This window comes from Paenibacillus germinis, assembly GCF_013141785.1.
In the GTDB taxonomy this organism is placed as follows: Bacteria; Bacillota; Bacilli; order Paenibacillales; family NBRC-103111; genus Paenibacillus_E; species Paenibacillus_E phytorum.
Genome location: NZ_WHOC01000017.1, coordinates 1 through 11219 on the forward strand (window position 1 = coordinate 1; position 11219 = coordinate 11219).

The following is an 11219-nucleotide window of genomic DNA, read 5'->3' on the forward strand; positions in this document are numbered from 1 at the left end:
AAGGTGGTGGACTTTAAATTAACAAACGCACTAGGCCGGGATGTAATTTTATTTGAAGAGCTCGCGAAAGGGCCGGTTATACTGGTCTTCTATCGCGGCGGATGGTGTCCTTTTTGCAATATGCAATTAAAGGCTTACCAGCAGATATTGCCGGAAATCCAGGCGATAGGAGCGCAGCTTATAGCGATTAGCCCGCAAAAGCCGGATCATTCGTTATCCCTTCAGGAAAAGGAAGAATTGGAATTTCAAGTCCTTAGCGATCCGAACGGCTTGGTAACGGCCAAGTACAATCTGCTCTTCGATGTTCCGCAGGGAGTAAGGGAAGTCATGGAAGGTATCGGACTCGATCTTGCGGAGTACAACAATACCTCGAAATGGGTTTTACCGGTTCCGGCTACATTCATGATTGATGAGAGCGCCATTATCCGCTCCTCCTATGTAAATCCGAATTTCATGCAGCGTCAAAGCCCGGAGGAAATTTTGCGAGAGCTAAAAAAGCTGTAACGATTTTTGCATCATTCATTTGTGAGCAGAATAATCGATTATGGTAAGAACAAGTCTGAAGAAGCGAGGCTTTAAATTGGATATCACATGTATAATTATCTTGCCGTACGATAAGACACCAATTGTAATCTGGCTTACAGATAATAAAAGAATTGGGTGGTAAATTAAAATACGGGGAATACCTTCACTTGTTTGAAAATGATTCTTCGAAGTACTAAGTTTTATGAGATCCGCAGTCCGCAGAATCCCAAAAATAATGAAGAAGGTGCGTGAAGAAATGGAAGCACGATTGAACTTAACACACAAAATCGGTCAAGGGATTTCTCCTCAACAGTTCATGGATGACATGCAGATTCGGGCGATAGAAAACAGTAATATCCCGAATACCAAAGAGCAGTTTATCTCCGTTTACGAGAATTTCACATGGACGCAAGAAGACCAGAAAGCATTCTTTACCGCTTTAAACAATCGCTCCGACCTGCACTGTTTGATTCTATGCACGGATTGGTGCCCGGACGTCATCTGGAACGTCCCCATACTGTTTCGAGTAATGGAGCAGAGCCGCATTTCGACTGAAGTGTTGCTCATGGAAGAGCATATGGAAACCATGGATCTCTTTCTCACGGATGGCGGGCGAGCGCAGCCGATCGCGGTTTTCTTGAATGGGTCCGGAGATGTTCTAGGCAGATGGGGAGCGCGTCCAGCCTATATTCAGGCCGTAATGGATCGGTTTAAAAAGAACAATCCAGATAAACAGGAAGCCGGTTATAAGGAGAAATTGAACCAAACATATCGGGAGATCGGCGAGCTCTATCATGCTAGCAACGAATATCAGGAAGTTATGCTTCATGAATTAAGAGATTTGTTTACTACCTTTCCTTCGTGAATTTTCAATCTATCTGGAAGCAGGGATGACCGGATAGCAGTCATTTCACAATTATTGATTGTTGTCCGTATCAAACCTGAAGAGCATCATCGGCATAGCACCATACAATTGATGTTTCGGGGGCCCGATTTGATGAGATTAAATGCCGGATGGGAAGAGCCGTCATAGCACCGTAAGTTTGCTCCGGTTGCGATCAAACTTGGAATCGTGGAAGATGAGCTGAGTCGCGCGGTTCACCGATGTTAAGGATTCCATTCGCGCGATCGTTGTCCACCTCAAGGAGCTTGATTCGAGCCTCAGCTCGACGCAACTTATCTTCTACCGATCGTTCACAAGTATTCCTCCTGCCAGTTGCTTGTTTACCTCGCATTTCTTCAAGCTGCCCTTCCTCATCTCCATCGGCGGTTGACTAGTGAGATTCGCCTTTACTGCAGCGACTTTAAAAGCCGGAGAATATGTGATTGTAGTCTCCGACACACGTAGCACATTAGGATTGCGCTCAAGTTGATTAATCCCTTGCGCACTGAATATTTTTGAAACGCCTCTCGTTTTATCCATGATTCAATACCTCGCTCAATTCCTCTAGTTCGATTAAAACACAAATGACCCGCAAGAGGGGCACTTTTTTCAAAGTGTCCATCTTACGGATCACAGTTCAAAGGATGATCAGCAGCCTTGCCCCGTTTGTAACTATTTACTAAACAACCTGGCTGCATTATAATCCATTCGTTTGCAGGTGGTATCAGCTGTGCTACTACTACCCTTTATTCCAATTTTTCCTTACCTGCGTGACTACGAACAAAATCGGGATATATCCATAAATAAAATAAAGTCCGACGTCTGAATAAAACTCGGCCATCCATCGAAATATGCTACGGTCCTTCAGAAAACACTCTAATATCAGAAATCCGACCAGAAAAGTAAGCAAGCTCGCACGCGGTTTGATCTGAAAAACGTTTTTCATTCCACGGCATGCCGCCCATAAGCTTAAAGATATGCCTGATAAATTTTTTAGCAACCACAATGAAATCGCTAGATATTCTACTCTCTGGAACACAGGTCCCTCAATAATCTTGAGCATATTAAGCGTTGGCCAAGAGATTTCGCGCAGCTGCCCTTCACTGAAATACATAAACGTTATGATTATTATCATCAAATACAATAATGTAACAAAAAATACCATCAAATGTGCCCATTTTTGAGATTTTGCCGGTGATTTAATGAATGGGTAAAAGAGTAGAAGTGCTTCAAATCCCAGGAATTGATATAGCATGCTTTTAGAAGAGAGCAATATGTCGGTTATTGAATGGTTAAAAAGAGGCATCAAGTTTTCCGGATGTGTATACGGAAAAACGAACATATTCTCTGGAATAATAAAAATAAGTGCCATTAGGAATCCCAAAAAACTTAGTCCGGTAACGGACCGAAACCCGCCCGATACGGTATAGTATATAAACGACACCAAAAGGATGCTTATGGGTAAAATTTTCATTGATGGAAACACCCAGACTTGAATAACTTCAATATTGGTTTTGAATTCAATATAAGCTCCGAAAAAAAAATAAAGAACGATTGCGAAATTGATTATGTTCCCTGCAATTTTCCCGAAACATGTATTGTTGATTGCAGTTACATCTAGACCTTCTTGATTAGAACTGAAAATTCTATAAATCATCCATAAGATTAAATGAATGCTAATCCCCACTAAAACAACAGAAATATAAGCATTATATCCGGCATGTTCAGCCACTTCACGTTGAAAATTCAGAACTCCGACCCCGACCATACTGACATACATTAGAGGAACAATTAAGAAGGGAGATATTAAGTATTTTTCGTCAACAGCATTTTTCATTTACGAATCAACTCCCTAAACTGTACTTCCAGATATCGTTCAAGCATTACCAGTATTAGCAATTTTAACCTGAACACTTACTGTTGTTTTTATTACTTGATAAATTTTTTCAAAATCTTGGGCACTCCAATTCTTAGACCGACTTCTTACTAAGGCGCCCAAGCCGACTGGATCAACCTTATTTTCTTTCAATAGTGAAAGAAATTTTTCAATTTCTTTTTTAAAATAAGAACCCATCGTTTTTTCAAGCTGTGTAAGCTGCTCTTCTGATCTCAAATCCACCCAATCCGGGACATTCTGAAGTTCCGTCACCAATTCCAACCGAATTGAAATAGAAGGGATTGGATTAACATTGTTCACAATATAGTTTGCCTTTGAATGCATGCTTCTCAATAAAATAAAATCTTCATCACCCTGTTTGTTTGATGCCTTTCCTGCAACTGGAACCTTGTAGATTCCATTCTTCGAATTCTGAATAAGCATTTTTAATAAGAAAGCGTCCTTCATGCTAATTTCGGTTATCTTTTTATCACTTCTAAATAAAGCCAGACCATCGATTTTTACTTCTCCGTTATCTATTTTAAAATACGGTAAAAACATGTCTCGTCCTTCACCATAATAATTAAACAAGGATACATGAAGGTTCATCAACGGTAAATTTCCGTTTCTCATGTTTTGCTCAATCATATCCGATAAAAAAAACGGTTCATTGTTTTTTTTGATGATTTCCAACAGTTCCGAAGCGTCCCGATCCACGACTCCAAGCTGAAGCCGTGAAGAAATTTTAGGATCGCGGAGAAAATGATGGATTATAGTCCCAGTCCCTTTTTCTGCACGCGTTTTTCCGAATAACACCATCCTTAGCTGTCCCCTTTCAAGGGGATCATTTGTCCGCGTATTTAGTAGTGGCAGAGCGCCAATATTAGAGTTGGATTCCGTATGTAAAAATTCTAGTTCTGTTTTTCCCTTTTCTTTAAAGTGAGAAATTAGAATAGCGCTTTTTATGCCATTCGCAACGGTATCAAAGCTAATTACATGGAGAAGACAAATCTGATTCACAATTTTTTGATCGACACAAGCCGATAAAACTGCACACAAAATGATAACCAGAAAAATTTTCCTCCTATACATAATGGCCCTCTTTCCATAATTTATTCTTCATCTAAGTCATTTTTCTGTTTAACTGGTTTAGGGGAATACTTAACTGAAGATTTTGGTCTTAAATGTTGAGGTCTTTTATTCAGAATTTGAAAAGATGAACGTATAAAACTGTCTTTAAAAGACATAATCCTAAAAGGAAAAATCGGAACAGCGTAAGGAGAGCCTAATGATTTTATACGAATAATATGGATGAACAGAAAACCCACCCCGATAAATATGCCAATTCCCCCCCATATCGCTGACAGAATGATGAAAGGAAAGCGTAAAAATCGTATCGTATTTGACATCTTATATATCGGTGTCGTAAATGAGGCTAAAGCCGATAGCGCGACAAGAATTAGTAAAATATTACTTGTTAAAGCTGCTGCGACCGCAGCTTGACCGATAACAATTCCTCCGACAATACCTAAGGTTTGTCCAATTTTTGTTGGTAATCTGGCCCCTGCTTCCCGAAGAAATTCAATGGTTATTTCTAAAAAAAGCACTTCAAAGAAGGGAGGAAATGGAACGTTTTGTCTTGAAAAAATAAGGGGACTAAGCAAATCTTTTGGAATGACTTCATAATGATATGTGGTTATCGCAACATACATTGACGTGGTAAACAGCGAAAAAATGACACCAAAGATTCGAATCAATCGAAAAAAAGAACCTAATATCCATGGCAAATAATAATCTTCCGCAGAAATAAAAAAATCAAACAATGTAGAGGGTCCCGTAATAATATAAGGTGATCCGTCGCTAATGACCGCGACTTGCCCGCTAATAAGTGAATACACCACTCGGTCCCTGCGTTCCGTGGATACAAACAATGGAAATGGCGTCAAAGAATTGTCTGACATCATTTGGTCCAGTAAGGACGAATCAAACACGAAATCGTAATCAATATCAGTAAGCCTTTGCTCAACAGTTTGAATATACTGTTCATTTGTCACCCCATCGATATAAATTATTGCGACTTTTGTTTTTGAAGTTGTACCAACGATGATTTCTTTTATAATCAAGTTTTGGAGATTGATTTGTTTTCTTAGCAAACCGATGTTTGTATCCAGGTCCTCTACGAAACCAACTTTAGGGCCGACGACGCTAAACTCGTTTTCTGTATCATTGTTTTCTCGCAATCCATGATTGTCGGCTAAATTAACCAATGCACACTTTTGATCGTTTTCATGAAGTTGAACGATCGCATAACCTTTCAGCAGTTTGAATTGAATATTTGTTAAATCGTCGGTAATCTCTGTATCATTAATGGGAATCCAGTCCTTAATATCCTCAATTTCCTTGATTTCGGAATCCAATGAGCGATTTTGCAACACAAGAATCAAATGTTGCTGCATCCACTTCGCATCGATTAAGGTACTATAATAGAAAATACTCACTTCTTGTTTACCAAGTAAAATCACTGTTTTCTTAAAGTCACTCGATTGTCCGGATAATTTTAATAATTGATCGAGGTTTTTAAATTCTGTTTTCATTGCGAATAAATCCTTTCTAGATAAAGTATCCAAATATTCTTTATAGGGCCATGCTATTTTGTGGAAAAAACTCTTTTTTTATACAAGGATTGGAATCACAAAAAATTTCGACTGATCAAGGTCGGCGAGCATTGATCTGTACGTCGTTCAGTCAGGCCGTTGGATGGGTACTGGCGACGGCTATGGGAAAAAGCGTTGTGGTATCCAGTAGCTGGATCAAGTCGCTGCTGACTGTTACTGCAAACTCATTGAAAAAAACGGATTCCTTTAGCGCACGGGAAATCCGGATTTTTGGGGAAATCGGAGCTTAGCGTACGTTTTCGAGTTATGTTGGCGGGCCCACTACTTGAAACGCAATTCAAGAATAACAAAGAATTCAAGATTTTTTCTGCTTCGCGGCTTACAGAAAGTAAGCCTGCAGGTCGGATGGCCTTCGCTTACCCACAATTTCCTCAAGTGGGCATCAATGAACCAAAAAGCGTAAGTTCTGAGGCGAATTCCCCTTTCGAACTTACGCTTTTTTTCATGACTATGATCATGGATTGCTCATTTAAGCTCTTCCTACGTAGAATAAACTACTTATGGGACAGCCCCTTATCACATCAGGCTTATGCCTGACGTGAGGTTGTCTCGGGTCGGATTGGCATCAACGGCGGCAAGATTGTCGTCTGGAAGGTACATCCAAAATCGCTGGAGAGAGGCCGCTTCTATGCGTCCATCACGCTCGACTTCCTATTAAGAAGTCCTAAGGTCACTCACCCTATTGGGATTTGGATAAAGTTGCGTCGATGATATTGTAGAAATCATGAGGATCTGGATTTATATATTGCTTACCGTCGACAATAAAAGTCGGAACGCTAGAGACGCTCTTTGACCCCGTGATCGCCATATCTTCCTTTACCTCATTCTCATGATTCTCTCGGTGCGTTTCACTCAATTGTTGCTCACGCTGCCGCACTTTTTCCGGTGTCGATAACGTCTCCATTTGAAGCTCGTCCCGATATTGGGCTTTTGAGTATAAATCTCTTTAGTGATAAGCATAATCACGTACTTTGACTGATTTTTATTAAAATGCAATGTAGTCATATTCATAGCACATTCATCATCTCAGCCATCATCTCGATGTTCTCTAAAATACGCCTTTGTGCCATTTTTTAATTGAACAGGCAGCATAGTAGGTAATATTTCACTTTCTTTGCTCTCAACATAGAAAGCAATTTTCCCTTTATCCTGACTACCTATGTAAGCGTCAAATCCCCTATACATGGAAGTAAGACCAGTTTCATGAGAATATGAATATAGCGTTCGCGCGAGGAATAGATACGGATAAAGAAGCTAGGTATACCAAAGAGCCCTCCGTATGTAAGGGAGGGCAGCTAGCTCAAGTTATTTCGAGAATAAACGGCAGATGAGTGGCAAAGATGCTGATCAGGAAGCAAGTTTGCTCAAGGCTTCGGGATCTGTCGGATCTGCAAGCTGTGGCAACTGTTCAAACAGATGCTGTAGGTAAGCCTGCGGTTTCAGACCATTTGCCAAACGATGCTGTAAATAACTGCACTTGCCTTGGCTCCGCGCGGCGTGTTGCTAAACAAGAAGTTTTTTCTTCCAATCACAGTCGACTTAATCAAGCGTTCGCTTCGATTATTCTAACGTTGTTCATGAAAAAAAGCGGAGCAAGGATTCATCTCCCCTACGCCGCTACACATGCCACCATATTATATTTATTTGACCCACTTCACAACATCATCAAACGGTCTGCGTGTTTTCGGACCCGGCTCTTTTTTGCGATAACCGAAGGCAATCATGACCGAGATGGTAAAGTGTCCGTCCTCCAGCAGCCCTTCCTCGTCCAACAGCTGATTCATTTTCTCAATGTCAAAGCCTTCGATCGGACATGAGTCAATGCCGATTTGAGCCGCAGCCGTCATCATGTTCGCAAGCGGTATATACGTCTGCTTGATGGCCCAATCGGTAAGAAAGCGTTCATGATCCAGGAGCTTGAAATCATGTCTCTGGAACTCTTCAAGTATTTCAAGCCGCCTTGTCAAGTATTCCGTCGGAACGTCTCTGACCTGCTGCTCCTTCAGGTAGGCGGAGTCATATCTTATATCCAGCGGGGTCCGGGCCAGAATAATGACAAAATGACTGGCCTCCGGCAGTTTGCTTGCCGCTCCATACGAAGAGTTTTTTATTTTGTTCCGAAGCTGTTCGTTTTGAACAACAACAAATCTCCACGGCTCAGTGCTAAACGAGCTGGGCGAGAGCCGGCCCGTTTCCAAAATAAATTCAAAGTCGTCGTCGGAAATGGTTTTGCTAGGATCGAATTCTTTAGTTGCATGCCGAAAACGATAAGCTTCCAAAATTTCTTCCTTTGTCATTGTCATGATATATTCTCTCCTTCTAAAATTACATTTAATTTAGAACCTCCGTTGCCAGGTAGACACGTTGAGAACCCAAAAGCGTCGCCATCTTTCACTTAACGCCTAGACGGCTTCACAGAGCAACTGCGGATCAAAGTCCTCCTGTAGCGTGATTCGGGCGTACCCAACATGAATGACAAGCGAAGCGTAGGTGCGGGTAGGAACGGATTCAGCTGCGGACACACACTCTGGTCTGCAACGTTTGCAAGCACGATACCCATGATCTTCTGCTTCCTCCAAACTATAAATTATTACAGCAATCCTCAACTTCATTCAAGTGCCCGGATCGCTCGATTTTGGTCTTCAAATATTTCTCGTTATACTCGGAGAAGTCTCCCCATAGCTGAACCCGATCCTTCACATCTGTCCCGGTATTGAAGGTGGTACATTGAACACTTCTGTCAGTTAGGTGAGCTAAAGTTTGCCAATTATGCCGGCAGCCCTCCTTTGGTGTTTAGTCAGTTAACGTTCTTCGATAGTTCAACGAACTTCGTATGTGCTTTCCATTAAAGGTTACCCAAATGTTCTCCGTTAGAGTACAACAGGCTGCCCATGGTTGTCGTCAATTATCCATGAACAAGCCAAGCACCATGAGGAGCATCCGGACTGGATCATCTAATGGCAGCGAGACCGGCTCCGTCGTGCAAAGCAGGGGCATTTACCATTTCCCGTTCGAAAAATCCCTTCTGGCCGACGACGACGAGCAGTGCTCCGCACTCGGAAACAGCGCCACGAGCGGGGGGGGCGAAATCGACATCGTGATTAAAAAGTCATCGCATGCTTTTCTGCATCCGAAATACCCTTGCGAATAATTTCATCTGCTCGCTCTCGGTCAAAATCATGTCCTTCCACATATAATACTTCTACATTGTGAATACCTATGATGTTAAGCACTTGTTTTAAATACGGGTGACTATGATCCATTTTCGTTAAAGGTCCTTGCGAGTAAATACCGCCGCTAACTTGAATATGAATGGCTTTTTTACCTATTAAATGTCCGACAGGACCATTTTCGGTGTAATGAAATGTTTTTCCGGCCACCACAATGGAATCGATAAATTCTTTTAATCGTGGTGGAATACTCCAGTTCCACATAGGAGATACAAATACGTATTTATCAGCGCTCGCTACTCGATCTATAAATTGATTTAAAGCATTGATTTTTTGCTGTTCGACTTGACTCAACTCTGAAAATGGCATTCCCCCTCGACGCATTTTCTCCCAGCCGTTAAGGATATCGCGATCCACGATTGGAAATTCCTCTTCATATAAATTTATTTCCTGAATCTCATCATTTGCATGAGTTTCGCGGTAAGCTTTAAGAAAAGCTTGTCCTACTCGATGACCAACTGAGCTTTCAATTGATTTTGGATTAGCAGTAATGTATAGAACTTGTGCCATGTTAAATCAAACGCTCCCTTTTCTTAAATTGATGAAATCCCAAATAAATGACATTTTCTTTCTTTTAGCGTTGTTATATTTTGCAGCCAATCTTAAGAGGTTACGCATTATTATTTTCTGTTCAAATGAAACCCTAAGAAGTTCCACATTTCCGCCTCCGTTACATTCTTGTACTAAAATGTTTTTTTCACTGTCCCCCAAAGAATCCTACCCGTTAGCACCATAAAAAAGGAGTTGCCGCACCCGCAGCAACCCCATTCTTAAACTTGAGCACCTGTTAGCGAAACATGTCCCCTGATGCTGAGAAATATCATCTTAAGTTTATCGCCACTCAACAATCTCATCGAGATGTTGTCTTGTTTGTGGACGTTTGGGATCCTTTTGACGATATCCGAAAGCGACCATACAGGCTACACCGAAATCGTCGCCGTTAATGATACCCTCATTTTGTAAAATAGCGGTCACCTGCTTTTTATCAAAACCTTCGATCGGACAGGAATCAATACCGATTTGAGCCGCGGATGTCATCATGTTTCCCAATGTTATATAGGTTTGTCTGATTGACCATTCAAAAATGAGACGGTCATTATCTTCGAGTTCTGTTTCGACGAAGGATTTGTAGAAATCGTACCAATCTTGCACAACTTCTTCAGGCATATGATGAATGTCTTTCCACATTTTGTTCACGTGAACCGAGTCAGGCCGTAAGCCTTCTTCTCTTCTGGCCAATATAACTACAAAATGGCTGGCAGTGGGCAGTTGTCCCTGGGCACCGCCAGATACAGGTATTAATTTTTCGCGAAGAGCTGCATTCTGGATCACGACAAACTTCCACGGCTCGAAGCCAAATGAACTTGGAGACAATCTTCCTGTCTCCAAAATAAAGTGAAAATCTTCATCCGAAATCTTTTTGTCGGTATCAAATGCCTTGCAAGCATGCCGAAAACGATAAGCTTCCAAAATTTCTTCCTTGGTCATTGTCATGATATATTCTCCTTCTTAACTAACATTTAATATAGATGCATAGCTGCCCCATGTACAACAGCCGCCTGCGTCTGCCTCATTAATCCGCTTCAGCCGCTCGCTCCGCCCACGGATATCCAATACTAAGCATCGCTTCTTCAGACTTGTTTTTACCATAATCGATTATTCTGCTCACAAATGTATGATGCAAAAATCGTTACAGTTTTTTTAGCTCTCGCAAAATTTCCTCCGGGCTTTGACGCTGCATGAAATTCGGATTGACATAAGCGGAGCGAATAATGGCGCTCTCATCAATCATGAAAGTAGCCGGAACCGGCAAAACCCATTTCGAGGTATTGTTGTACTCCGCAAGATCGACTCCGATACCTTCCATGAGTTCCCTTACTCCCTGCGGAACATCGAAGAGCAGATTGTACTTGGCCGTTACCAAGCCGTTCGGATCGCTAAGGACTTGAAATTCCAATCCTTCCTTTTCCTGAAGGGATAACGAATGATCCGGCTTTTGCGGGCTAATCGTTATAAGCTGCGCTCCTATC

12 protein-coding genes and 2 pseudogenes are annotated in these 11219 nt (G+C 41.6%); 2 read left to right on the forward strand and 12 right to left on the reverse strand.

Features of this window, described 5'->3' with window-relative positions:
• The coding region (locus tag GC102_RS02140) for a peroxiredoxin-like family protein (RefSeq protein WP_171688031.1) at positions 1-504 on the forward strand (504 nt) is incomplete at its 5' end.
• A 277-nt stretch (positions 505-781) separates the two neighbouring features.
• Positions 782-1390: a thioredoxin family protein gene (locus GC102_RS02145; protein ID WP_171688032.1), complete on the forward strand. Its 609-nt coding sequence runs from the start codon at positions 782-784 to the stop codon at positions 1388-1390.
• Between the two features lie 318 nt (positions 1391-1708).
• Here the strand turns inward: GC102_RS02145 and GC102_RS02150 are convergent, their stop codons facing one another.
• The 12 genes and pseudogenes from GC102_RS02150 to GC102_RS02205 all read right to left on the reverse strand — a co-directional run.
• On the reverse strand, positions 1709-1948 hold the full coding sequence (locus tag GC102_RS02150; protein ID WP_171688033.1) for a hypothetical protein: 240 nt from the start codon (positions 1946-1948) through the stop codon (positions 1709-1711).
• 199 nt (positions 1949-2147) lie between these two features.
• Positions 2148-3245, reverse strand: coding sequence for a GerAB/ArcD/ProY family transporter (locus GC102_RS02155; RefSeq protein WP_171688034.1), 1098 nt, complete (start codon positions 3243-3245; stop codon positions 2148-2150).
• 39 nt (positions 3246-3284) lie between these two features.
• Positions 3285-4376: a Ger(x)C family spore germination protein gene (locus tag GC102_RS02160; RefSeq protein ID WP_171688035.1), complete on the reverse strand. Its 1092-nt coding sequence runs from the start codon at positions 4374-4376 to the stop codon at positions 3285-3287.
• 20 nt (positions 4377-4396) lie between these two features.
• Positions 4397-5878 carry a spore germination protein gene (locus GC102_RS02165; protein WP_171688036.1) on the reverse strand — a complete coding sequence of 494 codons (1482 nt, stop codon included), beginning with the start codon at positions 5876-5878 and terminating at the stop codon, positions 4397-4399.
• Between the two features lie 760 nt (positions 5879-6638).
• Positions 6639-6881 (reverse strand): annotated as a pseudogene (locus GC102_RS02170) (thioredoxin domain-containing protein); the annotation flags it as partial.
• Between the two features lie 425 nt (positions 6882-7306).
• Positions 7307-7524: pseudogene (locus tag GC102_RS02175) on the reverse strand (IS66 family transposase); the annotation flags it as partial.
• 75 nt (positions 7525-7599) lie between these two features.
• Positions 7600-8262, reverse strand: a complete 663-nt coding sequence (locus GC102_RS02180; protein ID WP_171688038.1) for an NAD(P)H-dependent oxidoreductase — start codon at positions 8260-8262, stop codon at positions 7600-7602.
• Positions 8263-8361: 99 nt separating this feature from the next.
• A complete protein-coding gene (locus GC102_RS40495; protein WP_171688039.1) occupies positions 8362-8571 on the reverse strand; it encodes an Ada metal-binding domain-containing protein in 210 nt (69 codons plus the stop codon).
• Positions 8572-9060: 489 nt separating this feature from the next.
• Positions 9061-9699 carry an FMN-dependent NADH-azoreductase gene (locus GC102_RS02190; protein ID WP_171688040.1) on the reverse strand — a complete coding sequence of 213 codons (639 nt, stop codon included), beginning with the start codon at positions 9697-9699 and terminating at the stop codon, positions 9061-9063.
• A 321-nt stretch (positions 9700-10020) separates the two neighbouring features.
• Entirely contained in the window at positions 10021-10683 is a 663-nt protein-coding gene (locus tag GC102_RS02195) for an NAD(P)H-dependent oxidoreductase (RefSeq protein ID WP_171688041.1), read from the reverse strand.
• Positions 10684-10698: 15 nt separating this feature from the next.
• Entirely contained in the window at positions 10699-10839 is a 141-nt protein-coding gene (locus tag GC102_RS02200; protein ID WP_171688042.1) for a hypothetical protein, read from the reverse strand.
• A 40-nt stretch (positions 10840-10879) separates the two neighbouring features.
• A partial coding sequence (locus GC102_RS02205) for a redoxin domain-containing protein (protein WP_171688043.1) occupies positions 10880-11219 on the reverse strand: 340 nt, incomplete at its 5' end.

Coding starts and splice junctions, on each gene's coding strand:
- GC102_RS02200 (WP_171688042.1), bottom strand. CDS start 10,839: ATGGTAAAAACAAGTCTGAAGAAGCGATGCTTAGTATTGGATATCCGT.
- GC102_RS02180 (WP_171688038.1), bottom strand. CDS start 8,262: ATGACAATGACAAAGGAAGAAATTTTGGAAGCTTATCGTTTTCGGCAT.
- GC102_RS02150 (WP_171688033.1), bottom strand. CDS start 1,948: ATGGATAAAACGAGAGGCGTTTCAAAAATATTCAGTGCGCAAGGGATT.
- GC102_RS02160 (WP_171688035.1), bottom strand. CDS start 4,376: ATGTATAGGAGGAAAATTTTTCTGGTTATCATTTTGTGTGCAGTTTTA.
- GC102_RS02165 (WP_171688036.1), bottom strand. CDS start 5,878: ATGAAAACAGAATTTAAAAACCTCGATCAATTATTAAAATTATCCGGA.
- GC102_RS40495 (WP_171688039.1), bottom strand. CDS start 8,571: ATGAAGTTGAGGATTGCTGTAATAATTTATAGTTTGGAGGAAGCAGAA.
- GC102_RS02155 (WP_171688034.1), bottom strand. CDS start 3,245: ATGAAAAATGCTGTTGACGAAAAATACTTAATATCTCCCTTCTTAATT.
- GC102_RS02195 (WP_171688041.1), bottom strand. CDS start 10,683: ATGACAATGACCAAGGAAGAAATTTTGGAAGCTTATCGTTTTCGGCAT.
- GC102_RS02190 (WP_171688040.1), bottom strand. CDS start 9,699: ATGGCACAAGTTCTATACATTACTGCTAATCCAAAATCAATTGAAAGC.
- GC102_RS02145 (WP_171688032.1), top strand. CDS start 782: ATGGAAGCACGATTGAACTTAACACACAAAATCGGTCAAGGGATTTCT.